The organism is Paenibacillus kribbensis (assembly GCF_002240415.1).
Classification (GTDB): Bacteria; Bacillota; Bacilli; order Paenibacillales; family Paenibacillaceae; genus Paenibacillus; species Paenibacillus kribbensis.
The window spans coordinates 800,677-820,990 of sequence record NZ_CP020028.1; the positions used below are offsets into that span (position 1 = coordinate 800,677).

General features: G+C 48.1%; 18 protein-coding genes and 1 pseudogene. 17 read left to right on the plus strand and 2 right to left on the minus strand.

Features of this window, described 5'->3' with window-relative positions; all coding sequences use genetic code 11:
• Window positions 1-20: 20 nt before the first annotated feature.
• The gene (locus B4V02_RS03590; RefSeq protein WP_007432266.1) at window positions 21-347 is read right to left on the minus strand and encodes a winged helix-turn-helix transcriptional regulator; all 327 of its coding nucleotides are present in this window, start codon (window positions 345-347) and stop codon (window positions 21-23) included.
• 248 nt (window positions 348-595) lie between these two features.
• On the opposite strand from B4V02_RS03590, the gene B4V02_RS03595 reads away from it, so the two are divergent.
• From B4V02_RS03595 to B4V02_RS03615, 6 genes are all read left to right on the plus strand, one after another.
• A complete protein-coding gene (locus B4V02_RS03595) occupies window positions 596-1,705 on the plus strand; it encodes an FAD-dependent monooxygenase (RefSeq protein ID WP_094153771.1) in 1,110 nt (369 codons plus the stop codon).
• A 71-nt stretch (window positions 1,706-1,776) separates the two neighbouring features.
• On the plus strand, window positions 1,777-2,541 hold the full coding sequence (locus tag B4V02_RS03600; RefSeq protein WP_007432264.1) for a GTP cyclohydrolase II: 765 nt from the start codon (window positions 1,777-1,779) through the stop codon (window positions 2,539-2,541).
• The gene (gene ribD, locus B4V02_RS03605; RefSeq protein WP_094153772.1) at window positions 2,538-3,647 is read left to right on the plus strand and encodes a bifunctional diaminohydroxyphosphoribosylaminopyrimidine deaminase/5-amino-6-(5-phosphoribosylamino)uracil reductase RibD; all 1,110 of its coding nucleotides are present in this window, start codon (window positions 2,538-2,540) and stop codon (window positions 3,645-3,647) included. The genes B4V02_RS03600 and ribD overlap by 4 nt, the downstream gene beginning before the upstream one ends.
• A gap of 815 nt (window positions 3,648-4,462) precedes the next feature.
• The gene (locus B4V02_RS03610; protein WP_094153773.1) at window positions 4,463-7,576 is read left to right on the plus strand and encodes a glycosyl hydrolase; all 3,114 of its coding nucleotides are present in this window, start codon (window positions 4,463-4,465) and stop codon (window positions 7,574-7,576) included.
• A 406-nt stretch (window positions 7,577-7,982) separates the two neighbouring features.
• Entirely contained in the window at window positions 7,983-8,105 is a 123-nt protein-coding gene (locus B4V02_RS26940; protein WP_256873697.1) for a hypothetical protein, read from the plus strand.
• Window positions 8,106-8,468: 363 nt separating this feature from the next.
• Window positions 8,469-9,575 (plus strand): slipin family protein, encoded by a 1,107-nt coding sequence (locus B4V02_RS03615; RefSeq protein ID WP_094153774.1) that lies wholly within the window; start codon window positions 8,469-8,471, stop codon window positions 9,573-9,575.
• A 102-nt stretch (window positions 9,576-9,677) separates the two neighbouring features.
• Here B4V02_RS03615 and B4V02_RS03620 read toward each other — a convergent pair whose 3' ends face one another.
• Window positions 9,678-10,091: a chemotaxis protein CheW gene (locus B4V02_RS03620; RefSeq protein ID WP_094153775.1), complete on the minus strand. Its 414-nt coding sequence runs from the start codon at window positions 10,089-10,091 to the stop codon at window positions 9,678-9,680.
• 220 nt (window positions 10,092-10,311) lie between these two features.
• Between B4V02_RS03620 and B4V02_RS03625 the strand changes: the two genes are divergently transcribed.
• From B4V02_RS03625 to B4V02_RS03675, 11 genes and pseudogenes are all read left to right on the plus strand, one after another.
• On the plus strand, window positions 10,312-11,247 hold the full coding sequence (locus B4V02_RS03625; RefSeq protein ID WP_007432258.1) for a DNA-binding transcriptional repressor DeoR: 936 nt from the start codon (window positions 10,312-10,314) through the stop codon (window positions 11,245-11,247).
• A gap of 207 nt (window positions 11,248-11,454) precedes the next feature.
• Window positions 11,455-12,117, plus strand: coding sequence for a deoxyribose-phosphate aldolase (deoC, locus tag B4V02_RS03630; RefSeq protein ID WP_007432257.1), 663 nt, complete (start codon window positions 11,455-11,457; stop codon window positions 12,115-12,117).
• Window positions 12,118-12,148: 31 nt separating this feature from the next.
• Window positions 12,149-12,544, plus strand: a complete 396-nt coding sequence (locus B4V02_RS03635; protein ID WP_007432256.1) for a cytidine deaminase — start codon at window positions 12,149-12,151, stop codon at window positions 12,542-12,544.
• A 78-nt stretch (window positions 12,545-12,622) separates the two neighbouring features.
• Complete coding sequence (locus tag B4V02_RS03640) at window positions 12,623-13,801, plus strand: NupC/NupG family nucleoside CNT transporter (RefSeq protein WP_094153776.1); 1,179 nt, start codon at window positions 12,623-12,625, stop codon at window positions 13,799-13,801.
• A gap of 29 nt (window positions 13,802-13,830) precedes the next feature.
• On the plus strand, window positions 13,831-15,015 hold the full coding sequence (gene deoB, locus B4V02_RS03645) for a phosphopentomutase (protein WP_208618703.1): 1,185 nt from the start codon (window positions 13,831-13,833) through the stop codon (window positions 15,013-15,015).
• Between the two features lie 56 nt (window positions 15,016-15,071).
• Window positions 15,072-15,779: a purine-nucleoside phosphorylase gene (deoD, locus tag B4V02_RS03650; protein WP_025719435.1), complete on the plus strand. Its 708-nt coding sequence runs from the start codon at window positions 15,072-15,074 to the stop codon at window positions 15,777-15,779.
• A gap of 31 nt (window positions 15,780-15,810) precedes the next feature.
• On the plus strand, window positions 15,811-17,112 hold the full coding sequence (locus B4V02_RS03655) for a pyrimidine-nucleoside phosphorylase (protein WP_094153777.1): 1,302 nt from the start codon (window positions 15,811-15,813) through the stop codon (window positions 17,110-17,112).
• A gap of 108 nt (window positions 17,113-17,220) precedes the next feature.
• Window positions 17,221-17,316, plus strand: a pseudogene (locus B4V02_RS03660) (TetR/AcrR family transcriptional regulator); the annotation flags it as partial.
• Between the two features lie 222 nt (window positions 17,317-17,538).
• On the plus strand, window positions 17,539-18,045 hold the full coding sequence (locus tag B4V02_RS03665; protein WP_094153778.1) for a hypothetical protein: 507 nt from the start codon (window positions 17,539-17,541) through the stop codon (window positions 18,043-18,045).
• A gap of 121 nt (window positions 18,046-18,166) precedes the next feature.
• Complete coding sequence (locus tag B4V02_RS03670) at window positions 18,167-18,850, plus strand: hypothetical protein (protein ID WP_094153779.1); 684 nt, start codon at window positions 18,167-18,169, stop codon at window positions 18,848-18,850.
• 374 nt (window positions 18,851-19,224) lie between these two features.
• Window positions 19,225-20,286: a sulfate ABC transporter substrate-binding protein gene (locus B4V02_RS03675; protein ID WP_094153780.1), complete on the plus strand. Its 1,062-nt coding sequence runs from the start codon at window positions 19,225-19,227 to the stop codon at window positions 20,284-20,286.
• Window positions 20,287-20,314: the final 28 nt, after the last annotated feature.

Consider the following 20,314-nt stretch of genomic DNA (forward strand, 5'->3'; position numbering starts at 1 on the left):
TGGCATGTTAGCAGATCGTGTTATTTATCATGGCATACTTCAATCCAGCGGGTAGCCCAACTACCGATATGGTCAAACAATGGAGCTAAATCGCGTCCTTTATCCGTAAGGGAGTATTCGATCCGAACCGGCTTCTCAGGATAAACCATACGTTGTATGATTCCTTCTTCCTCAAGCTCCTTCAAGCGATCGGAAAGGACCTTCCCGCTTAAATTGGGGATTGAATTCTCAATAGCGACGAAACGCTGCGGACCGTTAGTTAGTTGAAATACGATCAACACCGTCCAGCGCTTGCTCAGTAGCTCCATAGCTTTTTCAAACCGTGGGCACATTTGCGGAATGTTCATAAGATCACCTCATGCTCCTATTATTAACGATTCACTGTTAAAAGTAAATGATTTTACTTTGTATAAATTTATTACTTGACGAAATTGTATGATATAAATATACTTTGTTACATAAAGTAACTCGTTGGATTCAATATGTACATTCATATATGATACTTAAAATTTTAATATTATAATGATAATGTGATTTAATGAATAAAGTATGGACTAAGCGTTGAGGTCATGGTTTGGATGTAGGGGGAAGTCAGATGAAGCTGGAATGTGAAGTGTGCGTAGTTGGCGGGGGACCGGCAGGGACTTTATTGTCCTGTTTGCTGGCGGAGCACGGTGTTTCTACAATATTGGTTGAGCGGCAGAGTGTGGCGGGAAAGGCTTTCCGCGGTGAAATTTTAAATGATGAAGGTCAGCAGGTGATTGGGAAGCATAAGCTGCTCGAACAAATTCATGAGGATTACATTCTTCCCTCAACGAGAATCGAATATTGGGAGCATCAGCAGCAGATGAAAATGGTCAAGCCGGACTCCCCGGACGGGAATGTGGGGATTCACATTCCACAGCCCCGCTTTTTAGAGGCTCTGCTGAAACAGGCTTCAACGTATGAATCCTTTCGTTACCTGGCTGGCACGACAGTGACTGCTTTGCAAGGTGACAGTGAACAGGGCTACACGGGCCTGACCGCTCGCGAAAAAAGCGGCCATGAGATTACGGTTCACAGCTCTGTGATTGTCGGGGCGGACGGTCGCTATTCAACGGTGCGCAAGCTGGCACAGATGCCTGTGACGAACATCCGGCACGGCTATGATCTGCTATGGGCGAAAATCACGGCACCTGCCGGATGGGAGCCTGTGACACGCCTGGCGCTGGTCAACGGACGACAGCTGTCTTTATTTTCGCAGGCTGAGGGCTATATCCAAATTGGCTGGAATGTGGAGGAGGGCAGCTTTTCGACGCTGTTTAAGCAATCTTTTGAACCGTTCATACAGCTGTTTACAGAAGCGTTCCCGGATTTGGAGCATAGCGTGCATGATCACATCCGTTCATGGAAGGACTTTGTGCCGCTGGATATTTTCAGCAGCCGCAGTGAGACGTGGACGCAGAACGGACTGGTCCTCATTGGAGACGCGGCGCATACGATGACACCTACCGGAGCTTTTGGCCTGAATGCAGCCTTGAAGGATGCCGATGTGCTGGCGAGCGAGCTTCTTCGTTTACGTCAGGCGGGGCGATACACCGCAGCAGGCTTGAAGGCGTTCGAAGACGGACGGCGACCGGCTGTGACCGAGCTTCAGGAACGGCAACTGACGATGGAATCCACGTTTCATGAGCATTTTTCACAAATAGGTAGCCCAATCGTGTAAATCAACCACTAGCCTTTGAATAACCAAGGGCTTTCAAATAGATAGAGTGATATAAAGGATGGTGCAAAGAGATGAACCAAAAAGATGTAGCTACGCTGCTTAACGATAAGATTCAAACGATTCGTGGAGAGCAATCTTCGACGATTTTGGTAGGACCGATCAAGCTGCCAGTTAATCTGGAAGGGGAAACCGTTGTTTTCCAATGGTATTGCTGGTTGCCTGTGCGGGATGAGGCTGATCGTCAGGACTTGCTGAACGCGACCGCTGACACGATTGTGAAGCGATTGTCGACACTGAATTTGGCAGAGGGACAACAGTCAAGTGTATTGGTATATGGCGATCTTCAACAGTCGGAAAATGCACTTGTTCGTATGCATAGTATTTGCCATACTGGGGATATTTTTGGCAGCAAGCGTTGTGATTGCGGATTTCAGCTTCACCAATCCATGAAAATGATTGTGGAGCATGGAACAGGTGCATTGTTTTATCTGGCCAATCATGAAGGTCGCGGGATCGGTTTGTTTAGCAAAGCCATGGCATATATTTTGCAGGAAGAGGGCATGGATACCGTCGAAGCCAACCATCAATTGGGCTTTGAAGATGATACCCGCAATTATGTAGATGCTATTAATGTGCTGCGTCATCTGAGACAAAAACCGGTCACTTTGATTACAAATAACCCAAAAAAGCTGGATGCCTTGAAGAAATCGGGTATGAACGTAGCTGGGCGTATGCCGCTGTGGGGCGATGTATCGCAATATAATGAACGGTATTTGAATACTAAAGTGGAACGGTCCGGCCATTTGCGGGATTTCGATTTCAGGGAGGTTCTATGAGCACTCAGACCACTCACGAAAAATATATGCACCTTGCGTTGGAAAATGCCAGAAGCGCCAAAGGGCAAACAGAACCGAATCCGCTCGTCGGATCCGTGATTGTTAACAACGGCCGTATTGTCGGGATTGGCGCTCATTTGAAGCCCGGCGAGCCACATGCGGAGATTCATGCTTTGCGTATGGCGGGTGAGCATGCTCGGGGAGCAACGATTTATGTAACACTGGAGCCATGCTCCCACCACGGACGGACAGGCCCGTGCGCAGAAGCGATTGTGAAGGCTGGCATTCGCCGCGTGGTGATCGCTGCGCTGGACCCGAACCCGCTGGTTTCGGGCAGAGGGGTACAGATTTTGAAAGATGCGGGCATCGAGGTCATCGTCGGCGTATGTGAGCAGGAATCGATCCGCATGAATGAAGTATTTAACCGATATATTGTGAGCAAGCGTCCTTTTATTACGATCAAATCGGCGGTGACGCTGGATGGTAAAATTGCCACCCGCACCTCGGAAAGCAAATGGATCACGTCTGTGGCGGCACGGGAGGATGTGCATCGTCTTCGTCATGAGCATGTGGGCATCCTGGTCGGTGTGCAAACCGTGATTCACGATAATCCGCAGCTTACGACGCGTCTGCCGGAAGGAAGGAATCCGATTCGTATCATTCTGGACAGCAAGCTGCGTATTCCATTGGATGCTCGTGTCATTACAGATGGAGAAGCGCCTACCTGGATATTCACAGGAAGAGCTTATGATGAAGCCAAACGAAGCCAGCTGGAACAGCTGGGTGTGAAGGTATACCCAACACAGGATGCAAACACCGATCGGGTTAATCTGCCGCAAATGCTGGATATTCTGGGTGCGGCCGAGGTGTCGTCAGTGTTCGTAGAAGGCGGTGCCGAGGTGAACGCTTCGTTCGTACAGCAAGACCTGGCAGACAAACTTGTCCTGTATATTGCGCCGAAGCTGGTTGGAGGACGCGCAGCCCCGGGCTTTTTGGGAGGGGAAGGTGTGTCCGCGATGAGCGATGCGGTTGGGCTGCAGGATCTAAACGTGACGCAGGTTGGCGTGGATTTGAAGGTAGAAGGGTATTTTGGGCGAGAGTCATGAGTGAGTTGTGGGTGGGGGAAGGCGCTTCGCGAAGGGGTTGATCTTCCGATCGCTGTTGCCCCTGAATTTTTGGATTGAATAAACCCTTACAGGGTTAAAATTCAGGGGCAAAGGCGAACGCATTCGCTTCTCCAGATTCAACCCCTCCGCTCCGCTGCTAACCGCAACAAAGTCACTCATTTTTCCGAAATGAGGTAGGGCATAGGGAAGGCGAAAAGACTTAAAGACTTAAAGACTTAAAGACTTAAGACTAAAGACTTGAAGATTCAATACTTAAAGATTCAAAGATTCAAAGACTCAAAGCTTACTATTTAAAGATTCAAATCATAGGATCTGAAGGGCTAAAAAGCCTGGAGGATCTTTTTTTTTATACTTAACATTTATCGGGTGAATGGTTAATAGGATGAATAACTTATGCAATGAACACCTGATGATGTGAATGTTTTATGGGGTGAATGAAAGCCTAGTGCTGCAAGTTTTGGATCACTAGTTCTTAAGTCGCATTTACGTGATTGATTACGTTTTCAATACGAAAATACGAAACGACGATTTTATAGGACTTTTCCAAAAAAACTATATAACATAATTGCGTATATACGGGACTTTCGTCCTTTTTTCTTTTGAGATTTTAAGGTGCTTTCGCCTCATTTAGTTGAAAAATAGCGATAAAAGGATTGACCTGGAAATCGGGATGAAGCACAATGTAGTCGAATCCCGATTGGAAGAAATGGGAAAATCATTGCAGCATAAGGGATCGAAGACTTGAAAGGAGGATCAGTGTAAGGGATTAAAGAATATAAAGGAGGATGTAAGTTATGAAAAAAAAGTTGTTATGTTTGTTAAGTGCCAGTCTGATATGTTTGGCTGCGCCGGTTTCTACTAAAGCCTTTTCGGGGGAGGTTAAGCAAGGTGCTGGCTCCTATTCAACGACACTGCCTGCCGGAGCAGCTACTCCGCAAAACGAAATTTATAAAACAGCGAATGTAACCGGAGCGATGCCTACCAATGACTGGTGGAGCAGTCTGGCCTGGGTGTCTCATTCTGAGGCCCAATATCCCCACCCCATTGCCTTGAAAAATCAGCAAAATGGCTTGCGTATCTTTAACCCGAGCGGGAAGATTACTGTAAATCCGGGATTCGTAGCAGGCTGGATGGATGAAAAGAACGATTTTACCATTGGTCATTCTGCAGCTGCTTCATTTCCGGATGCCAAGGTAGACGGCTTCAGCGATTGGTTTGTCAAATCATTATTTCAAAGCGGTAGCAACAAAATGAGCGCTACCTACGGACACGGTTCCCCATATGTTTATTTTGAGTTTGGCGGCGGCAATCCCAAGCTCTCGTTTAATGAGGTCCCGAAGGTCTGGTCCGGGTCAGCCAACTCCCCTGTGCTTGGCATTACGATCAATGGCTCACACTATGGCCTGTTCGGTCCTTCCGGCAGCACCTGGTCCGGCTTGGGAACGAATACGCTGGTCAATCAGCTGAACGGGAAAAACTATTTTACAGTGGCGGCTTTGCCTGACAAAACAGCAGAGACCTTGGACAAATTTCAGCAATACGCCTATTCTTTCGTTACAAACTCCAAAGCGCAGTACAGCTATAACGAAGGCTCTTCCGAGGTAACGACCACTTTTAACGTTACAACAACAGCGAAGGAAGGTACACAAGCCGGTACTATTTTTGCCTTGTATCCACATCAGTGGAAAAATTCATCACAGCCCCTGCTTGGCTACACGTATAATTCTGTACGCGGTCTGATGAAAACGGCAGAAGGTACTTCTTTTCAAACGAAGATGAAATTTTCAGGGGTACTCCCTTCCCTGCCGGATTTGGGGTCTTATGATAAAAATACGCTTAACAGTTACGTAAACGAAGCGAAAGCGGAAAACTACTCCGGCGACGGGGACACGTACTGGACAGGAAAACGTCTGGGCAAGCTGGCAGCTTTGGCGCCGATCGCCGACCAGGTTGGCAATACCGCAGCAGCGACCCAGTTCCGCAATGAGATCAAAAGTCGGCTGCAGGACTGGTTTAAGGCCAGTGACAGCTCGGGGAATCTGAAAGGCTCCAGTCTATTTGTGTATAACAACAACTGGGGGACATTGATCGGTTATCCTGACAGCTTTGGCAGTGCAATAGAATTAAATGACCATCATTTCCATTACGGCTACTTTATTAAGGCTGCGGCCGAAATTGCACGTGTGGACAAGAACTGGGCATCCGATTCCCAATGGGGACAAATGGTGCAATTGCTCATTCGCGATATTGCCAATACCGACAGATCTGATTCGAAATTTCCGTATTTGCGTAATTTTGATCCCTATGCCGGGCACACCTGGGCTTCCGGACATGCCAAATTTGGCGATGGCAACAACAATGAATCCTCCTCAGAGGCGATGAATGCCTGGGCTGGTGTTATTTTATGGGGCGAGGCCACAGGAAATACGAAAATTCGTGATTTGGGTATTTATCTATATACAACGGAAATGAATGCGATTAACGAATACTGGTTTGATGTACATGGCACAAACAACCCTGCAGGAATGGGAAGCGCGACGGCAAGCATGATCTGGGGCGGTAAAACGGTGGGGAATGCAACATGGTGGACCAGTAATCCCGCAGAGGTGCACGGTATCAACTGGCTTCCGATCACCTCTGCATCCCTTTACTTGACGCAATATCCGGAGTATACGGCTAGAAATTATAACGATCTGTTGAAAAAGAGCGGTGGGAATTTTAGTCCGTGGGAAGATATCGTGTTCATGTACAGAGCGATCTCGGACCCGTCCGAGGCCAAGGACAAATTCAGTGCACGCGCGGCGGCCATGACACCGGAGGCTGGGAATTCCAAAGCGAATGCCTACCACTGGATCTACAATTTGGATGCAATAGGCAACCTCGACCGCAGCGTCACAGCCAATACACCGATTTATGCCGTTTTCAATAAAAACGGAGTGAAAACCTATGTAGCCTACAACTTTACCAATCAGGTCAAAACAGTAACCTTCTCGGATGGACACAGCATTACCGTGCAGCCTAACAGTTTTAATACCGGAAATGGAAGTGATGGCGGCAATACCGAGCCTGATACACAGGCTCCATCCAGCCCGGCAAATGTGCGGACTGCGAGCAAAACGTCTTCGTCGGTTACTCTGGAATGGAATGCAGCCACAGACAATGTTGGCGTTACGGGCTATATCGTTTATAAGGACGGAGCTCAGGCGGCAGAGGTAAGCGGTACTTCCGCTTCAATTACAGGTCTGAATGCAGCTACCTCGTACAGCTTTACCGTTAAGGCTCGCGATGCAGCCGGGAACCTGTCTGCGGCCAGCAATGCTGTAGAGGTAACTACGGAGGCAGCATCTGGTGGTGGTAATGACGGTGGCGGAGAAACGAAGGATTACACCGCACAAGCCTGTTTTGTCAGCGACAGCGAAGCACTGCTTCAATTTACACCCAAAACAGCCTCCGCCTATGTTGATGTGCATTATGTTTTGTCCGGTGGTCAACAGCTCAATTACCGCATGACAAACAACAGCGGCATCTGGGAGCAGCGGGTTACAGGCCTCAACAACGGGGCGGTCATCAGCTACTGGTTTACTTATGAAAAAGCGGGAGCGCAATATGACACCCCTAAAGCGAGTTATACGCATCAGGCTGCCCCTACTACAACGACAGGGATTTCCAAAATTTCCGCTACCGAGGCGTTGATTACGTTCCGGCCGGAGAGTACATCGGCATTTGCGGATGTCCACTATACCGTGTCCGGCGGCGATCAAATGAATTATCACATGACGAAGAACAATGGAGCCTGGGAACAAAAGGTCAGTGGACTTTCATCCGGCCAGGTCATCAGCTACTGGTTCACCTATGAAAAAGATGAATTGGCACATGACACCCCTAAGGCAAGTTATACCCATCTATAGGCTAATATTCAGGGCTTAATCCTTGATAAATATGAAATGACGAAAATATTCCAGAATATTGGCCCGAGATCTAAACGCGACAGATAGCTATATAAAGAAAGACACGGAGTAAGCAACAGTGCTTCACCCGTGTCTTTTTTTGTTTTTTTACAGGGTCGTAATACTTTCGCCATGTTCGCGAGGGCGGGTGTGCGTGATAATGATGAAGGCTGATGCAGGAAGATATTACCGAGGCGAGGATTTCCAAAGGTCCCGCAGTGCCTGCCCGTATCGGGTGAGGTATCCTGTAAATCTTGCGCATCCACCAACATTAGGGTTCGATTCCCAATCGCCTTCCACGCGACTTCTGGTAGAGTATTCGAATGGTCGAATAAAAACTATGAAAAGACCCGGATGAGAGCATCCCATGTCTGGTCTCGATGACAGATGCCGGGGTGATGGCTATGTGGTCAGCGGATACCGGAGAGAGCAAGCGCCGACATGGCCCGAGGCTTCGGGGGATAGTGATTCACAGTCGATGTTGGGCTGATGAATCCTATCCCCAGAACACGGGAGTAGGTGGCACCTTCCTTTTTCCTTAAGCTTGGCCCCGCCGTCCACACCGGAGGGATGCTCTGCAAGGGTCACTAACCCTGCTACAACGAATAAAAATGAAGAATTCTCATTTTAAAAATGTGTTTTGACTATAACGTGCGAACTGCGGAGCGGTCCATTTGAATCTGGAGAAGCGAAGCGTTCGCCTTTGCCCCTGAATTTTAACCCTATAAGGGGTTTATCAAATCCAAAAATTCAGGGGCAACAGCGATCGGAAGATCAAATGGATCGCGGAGCCGCCATACGTAGAAAAAACACTCTTTTAAGTTGAGGATTTTAAATACTAGGAGTGATACTGATGTTTAAAAAAGTAACGATTAAATCCGATGAACGCGGACTGTTGTTCAAAAAGGGGAGCTACCACAAGCTGCTGCTGCCAGGGACTTACTTGTTGAAGACATTTCAGCAGGAAACGGTTGAAATTTTGAATGTAGGTGAACCGTTTTTTGTACCAGACTATGATATTCGCCTGTTTTTGAACGATCCCCTATTGCAGGAGCAATTGGATGTCGTAGAGGTTGAGGACCACGAATATGTACTGCATTACGAGGATAATAAGTTTGTGGAGCTGCTGACAGCAGGAAAATATGCGTATTGGAACGTGCTCAAGGAGCATCGCTTTGTTCGTGCAGATACCCGGCAGCCTGCGATTGATCAGGCATTGGGGCAAGCCTTTTTATCCAAGACACCAGGCTTCTGGAAGGCGCTTCAGGTAGCCAGCTATGAGCTGGGCTTTCTGTACTATGATAACGTGCTGCAAGGGGAACTGAAGCCAGGCAAGTATTATTTCTGGATGTCTACGGTGAATACAGAGATCAAAACGATCGATATGCGACAGCAGCAGATGGATTTGATGGGACAGGAAATCATGACAGAGGATAAAATCACGCTGCGCCTCAACTTCGTCTGTCAGTATCGTATTATCGACCCGCTGCGGGCGTTGGAGTTTCGGGCATTCGAGGAGCAAATGTATATTACGCTTCAACTGTTGCTGCGTGAATACGTTGGCACCATGAAGCTGGATGATTTGCTGAAAATGAAGCAGGAAATTGCTCAATATGTCTTGACTCGTCTGAATGAGCAGAGCGGCGAGTATGGAGTGACTTTTATGTCGGCTGGGGTGAAGGATATTATTTTGCCGGGGGATATCAAGGATATTTTGAATACGGTGCTGCTGGCCGAGAAGAAGGCGCAAGCCAACCTCATCACACGCCGCGAAGAGACGGCATCCACTCGTAGTCTGCTCAATACGGCCAAGCTGATGGACGAAAATGCTACCCTCTATCGTCTCAAAGAGCTGGAGTTCCTGGAAAAAATCTGCGAGAAGATCGGCACCATTTCGCTGACTGGCGGAAATACGTTGCTGGAGCAGCTGAATACGCTGGTTCACATGAAAGAGGGATAAGAACTCCAACAAAAGAATTTCAATAATCGAAAATACTCCCGAACGATGAGCGCAAGCTGGCTCAAGACTCGGGAGTATTTGGCATGCAAGCTTTAAAGCTTTTTAGCTTGTTTTGGTGGAAGCGAGAAAAGCGTCCATATCCAGCACCGGAATGAGGGCACCATGATGCTCCAGCACGGTAGGAAACAGCTCGCGTTGCCACTCTTCTTCATTGCTTTGTAGCTGACTGTCCTCGGCAGAAGCCGTATCCTCCACCTGATCGACGACTAGAGCAATCTTCGCTCGGCTCAGCAAAATCATTTTGTCCTCAGAGGACTCGGTTGAAGCGGGAAGCAATAGTTTTTTTCGTAAATTAAGAATCGTAAATACGCTGTCACGGATGGTGACCATCCCTTCATGCCATGCCTTGGAAAAGGGAAGCGGTGTTCCTTTCTTGGCAATCATGACTTCTTCCACTTCCAGAAAGTTTAAAGCGAACTTTTTGTCCGCCAGACTGCACACAATAAACTCAGACATAGCCATTCTCCTTACATATTCAAATAAGTCCACTACAGGTTGTTGTGAAGTGACGGTACAACCGGTTAGCTATTGCGTTTTGACACATGGAACTATAAAGTTGAGGATGCGGTGAAACTGTTTCAGTTAATTACAGAATATCACAAACTAGCAGTTAAATCTTCCAAAAGAGTAACTTAGGTGATGTCACTACATTTTAAGATAAGCGGGTGGAGGTAGAATGGATCATGAAAAGCAGCGATTAAGTATCGAGGCAGCCAGATTATACTATCTGAACGACTATAGCCAGCAGGATATCGCGGTCAGACTCGGGGTTTCGCGTCCTACGGTATCGCGGCTGCTTCAGGCTGCCAAGGAGCAGGGATACGTGCGGATCAGTATTGTTGATCCCATGGAGGATATGGATGCGCTTGGAGAACAGGTCAAAAAGAAATACGGACTGGATACCGTGCTGGTTTGCTACTCGCCAGTAAATGAATATCAGGAGATCAAGAAGCATATTAGCAAAAAGGCAGCCGATTATTTGCATGAAACGGTGCAAGATGCGGATATTATTGGGGTGACGTGGGGAACGACAATGCATGCAGTGGCACTCCATCTCCAGCAAAAGCAGGTTAAGGGAGTTGAGGTGGTTCAGCTCAAAGGAGGCGTGAGCCATTCGCATGTCAACACCTATGCCGTGGAGACGGTAAACTTGTTCGCGGAAGCCTTTCACACGATTGCACGGTATTTGCCGCTCCCTGTGATTTTTGATAGTCAGGCCGTTAAGAAAATGGTTGAGCAGGATCGGCACATCCAGCGGATCATTGAACTTGGCAAGCAGGCGAACATTGCCGTGTTTACGGTGGGAACGGTCAAGGAGGATGCGCTGCTGTTCAGACTGGGATATTTTAATCAAGAGGAGCAGAAGCTGCTGCAAAAAATCGGCAAGGGCGATATTTGCTCACGCTTTTTTGACGATGAGGGCAATATATGCAGTGACGAAATCAATAGCCGTACCGTTGGTATTGATCTGCCAGATTTGCGCAAGAAGGAGAAGGCTATTCTCGTAGCAGGTGGACAGCGCAAAGTGGAGGCTATCCGGGCATCATTGCGCGGCAAGTACGCGAATATTCTGGTGACGGATCAGTTTACGGCACAAGCTCTATTGCAATAAACATTTGGCTTCATTTCGGGTAAACATCCGGTTTTGGCGTGCGTCTACAGGGTAATGTGAACTGTAGGTGACTGTCTCATGAGCAGGTTTGAACAAAATTTCAAAATGTATTTTACATATGTTCAAAGCCGTGCTATGATGATCCCATCACCAGAAATAAAGGACATTTGTCTTCACACTATTTATCAAATGAAGGAGCTTTTAGATATGAACATTGCAGCATTAATCGACCATACATTGTTGCGTGCAGATGCGACGAAGGATGAAATTACGAAATTGACCGCTGAGGCGAAGAAATACCAGTTTGCTTCCGTATGTGTGAATCCTGCGTGGGTAGCATATGCAGCAGAACAGCTCGCAGGCACGGGCGTAGCTACCTGCACGGTTATCGGTTTCCCGCTTGGAGCGAACACGTCGGCAACGAAAGCATTTGAAACGAAGGATGCTATTGCTAACGGTGCGACTGAGGTGGATATGGTTATTAACATTGGCGCCTTGAAGGCACGTGATCTACAGCTCGTTGAGCAGGATATTCGTGCGGTCGTGGAAGCTGCAGCCGGTACACTGGTAAAGGTGATTATTGAAACCAGTCTGCTGACTGACGAAGAGAAGGTGCTGGCATGTGAGCTGTCCGTGAAAGCGGGAGCGAATTTTGTGAAAACCTCGACTGGTTTCTCTACTGGCGGGGCGACTGTGGAAGACGTGGCTTTGATGCGTAAAACGGTAGGACCTGAAATTGGGGTTAAAGCTTCTGGCGGCGTACGCAGTCTGGAAGACGTGCAAAAGTTGGTAGAAGCAGGCGCAAGTCGGATCGGTGCAAGTTCCGGTGTGAAAATCATCGAGGGCGAGCAGTCTACATCTTCCTACTAAGTTCATTTTAAAGTCATGGAGGGATTCGCGGATGAAGGATCAATTGATTCAGGAAGCGCTTGAGGCGCGCAAACAGGCATATATTCCGTATTCCAATTTTCAGGTCGGTGCTGCGGTTCTCGGTAGCGACGGCACGATTTACAGCGGATGTAATGTGGAAAATGCCTCCTACGGCTTATGCAATTGTGCAGAACGGACGGCGATTTTCAAAATGGTATCCGAAGGCTGCCGTAAAATTGATGCGATTGCGGTTGTAGCAGACACAGAAGGGCCTGTATCTCCATGCGGTGCCTGTCGTCAGGTCATTTCCGAATTTGCCCATTCAGATACCAAAATATATCTGACTAACCTTCATGGCAACACGGAAGAGTGGACGATGGAAAAACTATTGCCGGGTGCTTTTCGTCCCGCGGATTTGGGGAAATAAAAAAAAGAATGCCTCTTGCGGGGGCGCGTTCTTTTTATAGATGATGTAAGCGCTTAATGTAATAAGGGGGATAATAAAATGAAATATATCATCGCTTTAGTGGGGCTGCTTGTTGTATTTGGACTGACTTACATTGCCAGCAGCGATAAGCGCAAAATCAGGTATCGTCCGCTGGCGGTTATGGTTGTAGTGCAGGCGGCGCTTGCTTTTATATTGCTAAACACAGATATTGGCGAACTTTTGGTCACGGGATTTGCCGAAGCGTTCGGTAGCCTGCTGAAATATGCGGGTGAAGGGATCAGTTTTGTGTTTGGCGGGATTGCAAATGAGGGGGCGGCACCTTTCTTTATCAATGTATTGCTGCCGATCGTGTTCATTTCCGCGCTGATCGGGATTCTGCAATATATTAAAGTCCTGCCGTTCATTATCAAATATATCGGCATTATCTTGAGCAAAGTAAACGGAATGGGTAAACTGGAATCCTACAACGCTGTAGCTTCAGCTATCTTGGGTCAATCCGAGGTGTTTATTTCCGTTAAGAAGCAAATTGGCCTTCTGCCAAAACATCGGCTATATACGTTGTGCGCATCTGCGATGTCCACCGTATCCATGTCGATCGTGGGGGCTTACATGCAAATGCTGAACCCCAAATATGTCGTTACCGCATTGGTGCTGAACCTGTTCGGCGGCTTTATTATCGCTTCCATTATTAATCCGTACAAGATTGAAAAGGAAGACGATTTGCTGGAGGTTCAAGAGGAAGAAAAGCAGTCCTTTTTCGAAATGCTCGGCGAATACATTATGGACGGCTTCAAAGTCGCTATAACTGTAGCAGCGATGCTGATTGGATTTGTGGCGCTGATTGCCATGGTTAATGGCATTTTTACCTGGGTGTTTGGAATCAGCTTTCAGGCACTGCTTGGTTATGTGTTTGCACCGTTCGCTTTTGTCATGGGGATTCCATGGAGCGAGGCGGTTCAGGCGGGCAGCATTATGGCTACCAAGCTCGTATCCAACGAATTTGTGGCCATGCTGGATCTGACCAAACAAACAGGCTTGTCTGAGCGCACGATCGGGATCGTATCGGTATTCCTCGTATCCTTCGCCAACTTCTCATCCATCGGTATCATTTCCGGGGCGGTGAAGGGTCTGCATGAAAAGCAGGGAAATGTGGTGGCCCGCTTTGGTCTGAAGCTGTTGTACGGGGCGACGCTGGTTAGCGTGCTGTCGGCAACGATTGCAGGGTTGTTTTTGTAAAAAAAACAGCGAGTCAGGAAAGGATTTTTATGATGTCTAAATTTAAACGCATTCACTTGATCGTGCTGGACTCGGTCGGCATCGGCGAAGCGCCGGATGCTGCCCAGTTTGATGATTACGATGTAGATACACTCGGTCATATCGCCCGCGAACGCGGCGGTCTGAACATGCCGAATATGGGTAAGCTGGGTCTGTCCAACATTCGTCCCATCGAAGGGATACCGGCGGCTGAAAAGCCGCTCGCGTACTACACTAAAATGCAGGAAGCGTCCAATGGCAAGGATACGATGACCGGACACTGGGAGATTATGGGTTTGAATATTGCGGTTCCGTTCCGCGTATTCCCAGACGGGTTCCCGGATGAGCTGATTCAGCGCATTGAGGAGCATACAGGCCGCAAAGTCATTGGCAACAAGCCTGCCAGCGGAACGGAAATCATCGACGAGCTGGGCGAAGAACATGTGAAGACAGGAGCGCTCATCATCTATACCTCGGCGGATTCGGTGCTGCAAATTGCAGCGCATGAGGAAGTTGTACCTTTGAAGGAGCTTTACGAGATTTGTGAGTTCTGTCGCAAAATCACGCTGGAAGATCCGTACATGCTGGGCCGCATTATTGCACGTCCGTTCATAGGCGAGCCGGGGAACTTCTCCCGTACCTCCAATCGTCATGATTATGCGCTCAAGCCGTTTGGCCGCACCACGATGAATGAGCTGAAGGATGCAGGTCTGGATGTGATCGCTTTGGGTAAAATCTCCGACATTTATGACGGCGAAGGTGTGACGAAGGCGGTACGTACCAAATCCAATATGGACGGTATGGATAAGCTGGTCACGACGCTGGATGAGGAATTTACTGGGTTGAGTTTCCTTAATTTGGTAGACTTTGATGCGGTCTATGGCCATCGCCGCAATCCGCAGGGATATGGTCAAGCCCTGGACGATTACGATGCCCGTCTCCCAGAGGTATTCGCCAAATTGACGGATGACGATCTGCTGATCATCACCGCGGACCATGGGAATGACCCAACGTATCGGGGAACAGATCATACCCGTGAATATGTGCCATTGCTGGTGTATTCCCCGCGCTTTGCAGCTGGAGGCAAGGAACTGGCGGTCCGCAAAACGTTTGCAGACATTGGAGCGACGGTAGCGGATAACTTTGGTGTAAAACTGCCTGAACATGGAACGAGCTTTTTGGCAGAACTTCAATAACGATATAAGCACGGAAACGATATAAGCATGGACAAATGGGACGGAGGAATGGAAATATGAGTGTACACATTGGAGCCAAGCCAGGAGAGATTGCAGAAACGATTTTGCTGCCAGGGGACCCGCTGCGGGCGAAATTTATCGCTGAAACGTATTTGGAAGACGTGACCTGCTACAACGAGGTGCGCGGGATGCTCGGATTTACGGGAACATACCAAGGCAAGCGCTTGTCTGTACAAGGAACAGGAATGGGACTGCCGTCCATCAGTATTTATGTCAATGAGCTGATTAGCGAGTATGGTGTAAAAAACCTGTTCCGTGTAGGTACATGCGGCGGGATGAAGGAGCACGTGCATGTTCGTGACGTTATTTTGGCACAGGCTTCGTGTACGGATTCCGGCATGAACCGTCATATCTTTGGCGGCTACGACTATTCGCCGATTGCCAGCTTCCCTCTTTTAAAAGGCGCTTATGATCGCGGTGTTGCCAAAGGCTTGAACATGCATGTCGGCAACGTATTCAGCTCGGACAGCTTTTACCGTGACGACAAATCAGTGGTGCAAAAGCTGATGGAATACGGCGTGCTGGGCGTGGAGATGGAAACTTCGGCATTATATACGCTGGCAGCCAAATTTGGCGTCAACGCGCTGACGATTCTGACGGTAAGCGATCATTTGCTGACGGGTGAAGAAACGACGGCGGAAGAGCGGCAAACCACCTTTAAAGAAATGATGGAAGTTGCGCTGGATACAGCAGTATCCCTGTAAACGATCAACGCATAGTGAGGAGAAATGACATATGAGAATGGTAGACTTGATCGCAAAAAAACGTGACGGCAAAGAACTGAGTACGGAGGAAATTAATTTTATTATCCAAGGCTACACTCAGGGGGAAATTCCTGACTATCAGGTCAGCGCATTGGCGATGTCCATTTTCTTTCAAGATATGACCGAGCGGGAACGCGCTGATCTGACCATGGCGATGGTTCATTCCGGTGATACGATTGATCTGTCTGCGATTGAAGGAGTAAAGGTCGACAAGCACTCCACTGGCGGTGTGGGCGATACGACAACGCTGGTACTGGCTCCGCTTGTAGCGGCCTTGGACATTCCGGTAGCAAAAATGTCAGGTCGCGGCCTCGGACATACCGGGGGAACGATTGACAAACTGGAGGCGATCGCTGGCTTCCACGTAGAAATCAGCAAGGATGAATTCGTGGAGCTGGTGAATCGCAGCAAAATTGCGGTAGTCGGACAAAGCGGCAACCTGACGCCTGCGGACAAAAAGCTGTATGCCTTGCGTGACGTTACAGCGACGGTCAACTCGATACCGCTGATTGCCAGCTCGATTATGAGTAAAAAAATCGCGGCCGGTTCCGATGCCATCGTACTGGATGTAAAGACAGGCGCAGGTGCGTTCATGAAAACGGTCGATGATGCCAAAGAACTGGCACATGCGATGGTGAGCATCGGCAACAATGTCGGCCGCAAGACGATGGCGGTTATTTCCGATATGAGTCAGCCACTCGGCTTGGCTATCGGCAACTCGCTGGAAGTCAAGGAAGCGATTGATACACTGCGCGGTGAAGGACCTGAAGATCTGGAAGAGCTGTGTTTGGCTTTGGGCAGCCAAATGGTCTTTTTGGCCGGGAAAGCAGATTCCCTCGAAGACGCTAAAGAGAAGCTCAAAGAAGTTATTCGCAACGGTAAAGCACTGGAGAAATTCAAGGAGTTTATTGCCAATCAGGGCGGGGACGCTTCTGTAGTGGATCATCCTGAACGCTTGCCGCAGGCACAGTATCTCATTGAAGTGCCAGCGAAGCAGGACGGTGTGGTGGCCGAGATCGTAGCGGACGAAATCGGTACGGCTGCGATGCTGCTTGGAGCAGGACGTGCGACCAAAGAATCCGAAATTGATCTGGCTGTTGGCCTGATGCTGAACAAAAAGGTCGGCGATGCGGTTCAAAAAGGCGATTCGCTGGTTACCATCCATGCGAACCGTGAAGACGTAGCCCAAGTGCTGGAGAAAATCTACGCGAACATCCGTATTGCGGATCACGCGGAAGCGCCAGTGCTGATCTACGGAACAGTAACAGAATAATTGGTAGGTCGTATTTTATAAAGTGGAATAGATAGATGGTTATGGAGCCGGAGTCCTCAGTTTAGAGGGCTTCCGGCTTTTTTGTTATTCTCGTTCGGAGGCAACTAGATTGCCGATGAGGTAGGGATTAAAAAGCAGTCTATTTATGCTCATTTTAAAAGCAAAGACGATTTGTTTTTGGATCTATTTGCAGATGCGGTGGATTGTTCTCTACCTTGTTGATTGCGGCCTATCTCATTATTTTTGTGATTTTTAGTGTGTTGGATAAAAAGAAGTCTCGTAACACGCTGCACGTATAGGCTGCTTTGGTTATTAGAGAAATATGAGAGCACAGCCGGGTGGATGCCTTTGATCAAGTTTGAAAAATATGGAATCCGAACTCATAATGGATATGAGTTCGGCTTTTTTTGTGAAGGAGGACACGAAATGGTGGAAAAATGGGTTTGGATGGGCGTTGCGGGGGCGATCGTAGGTTATGTCACTTTTGCCAGTTACGGTGCCGGGCATGCCACATCAACGTCGAGTGAGGAGCACCCGGCAGCCCCGCTTAACGAGCAGAATGGGCAGGGAGATACAGCCAAGCGTATCGTACATGATCAAAGAATGTATTTTGAAGGACAAGGACAAACGAACTTTACATTTGAAGAGGGGCGCAAGCTGTACATCAGCATCAAAAATACAGGAAAGCAGCCCGTACAATATAAGCTCAACCGTTCGTATGGATCAGACTTGCAAGGAGCAGTTTTGCAGGGAACAACGAGCGGATTTGCCAAAGGAACCCTGCAGCCCGGAGAACGCCATGATCTGCTGTTTGTAAAGCCGGAAGGGCAGGCTGAAGCTGGAAGCGACTCCCCGAATGAGCTGATTTTGAACGTAAGTACAGACGATGGATCGCAAGGAACTGTTAAAACCTTCGCATATATTACACTGTAAACCGCTTCCAGAAAGGGCACGACATGCGGTCATTAGCCTACTATGTTACAATAGAACGGTTGAAGACTTAATGAACAGAATAGGTCAGAGCAGAAAGCAGAAGCAGAAAGGATGACCCGTCGTGCCCAAAAAACATGAATTCGGTAATCAAAAGCTGTCACGTAGGCTGTCGCTCACAGTCATTTTACTTACACTTACATTTGTAGCTCTTGCCGGCTGCGGCCAGGATAAGAGTGCTGAAACCAGCAATACCGGAAGCAGTACAAGCGTGATTGAGAACGGAGCCGATGCGAATCGTAGCGGTTCAGCCCAAAATGGCAAAGCAGCCAAAGAGAGCAGTAATGCAGAAAACAACAGTAATGACGCACTAGAGCCTACTCCTTCGGCCCCGGCTGCTTCATCGGATGCATCTTCTTCCCTGACACCCTCCAGTTCATCTCAAAATCCTTTTGAGGTAGCAGGCATTCAAGACCCTAAAGCGTTTTTGAACACGTTTAAAGCGTTACAGAAGGCTGTTGCCGACAATGACAAAGAGAAGGTAGCCAATTATATTTTTTACCCTCTGCGTGTCAATGATAGCGAGAAGTCGCTAACGATTCCGAACAAGAAAGATTTCATTGAAAAGTATGATCAGATTTTTACGGATGCGATTCGTGAAGCGCTGGTGAATCAAAAGACGGATGATTTGTTTGTCAATTACCAAGGAGTTATGGTTGGCTCAGGAGAGCTGTGGTTAAGAAGAGGTATGGAAAATCCGAAGCTTTTTGGAGTATTTTCGATTAATCTTGAAACCGTGGCCAACTAAGCAACACCCCGTATGGTGAAAAATGCCTCTAAGCAGTCGGAAACATTCTGATGTTTCTGACTGTCCCCCCTTTTGAAGCGAGCAAAGCACACATAGCCCATGCAAAAAAAGTTTGACATTGTTTATAAACACTCGTATTATACTTATATAACTCACTAAACGGGTAGGAATTAAAGTATTAAAGTATGATCATCATGATCACGCCATTGTGGCGGAGAACCTCTAGGAACAGCAGGCAGGCACTGTCCACGCGACAGGTTTGACCTATCAGAGCTGCATCAGGGAATTCTCCGCCATTTTTTCTTGATGGGTCTGTAAATAACAGGCGTAAATAAATGTGTTTTCACAAATTATATAGAATTAGGGGTGTCTTGATGAAGAGGAAATGGAAAAGTGGACTTATTCTCGGGCTATCTTTGGTTTTAACGATTATGCTAAGTGCTTGCGGGGCAAGCAAGGGAGGGACCCAGGCGGATGGTAGCTCAGCTGCCGGTTCCAAGGATGTCGAGCTGCTCAACGTTTCTTATGATCCTACCCGTGAGCTGTATGAGGCATATAATAAAGCCTTTGCTGCGCATTGGGAGAAGGAGAAAGGGCAGAAGGTGACGATCAAGCAGTCCCATGGCGGTTCTGGCAAGCAAAGTCGTTCTGTGCAGGATGGACTGGATGCGGATGTGGTCACTCTGGCCCTGGGCTATGATATTGATGCGCTACAGGACAAAGGGCTTGTTAAAGAGGGCTGGCAAGATAAATATGAGCATAACAGCTCACCGTACACTTCAACCATTGTGCTGCTGGTGCGCAAGGGAAATCCAAAAGGAATTAAGGACTGGGATGATTTAGTCCGGGGTGATGTGCAGGTTATTACACCGAATCCCAAAACTTCAGGCGGAGCCCGCTGGAACTATCTTGCGGCTTGGGCCTATGCGCTCAAGAAAAACAATAACGATGAAGCCAAAGCCCAGCAGTTTGTACAGGAGCTGTACAAGCACGTGCCGGTACTGGATAGCGGAGCGCGTGGGGCGACTACGACCTTTGTGGAGCGTGGAATTGGCGATGTGCTGATTGCTTGGGAAAATGAAGCATTGCTCTCTGTGAAGGAACTGGGCGCGGATAAATTTGATATCGTGTACCCGTCCATCAGTATTCTGGCTGAGCCTCCAGTGGCGATCGTCGATAAGGTCGTGGATAAAAAAGGCACACGCGAGGTGGCGGACGCGTACCTGAAATATTTGTACAGTGAAGAAGGGCAGACCATTGCAGCCGAGAACTATTATCGTCCAACGCTGGATAGCGTAAAGGCGAAATTCAAGGATCAATTTCCGAAGATGGAGCTCGTAACCTTAAAGGATGTATTCGGAACGTGGAAGGAAACGCAGCAGAAGCACTTTAGTGACAAGGGTATTTTTGACCAGATTTATGTACCCGGCAGTTGATAAATAAGTGGTGTGTAAATTCGGATGG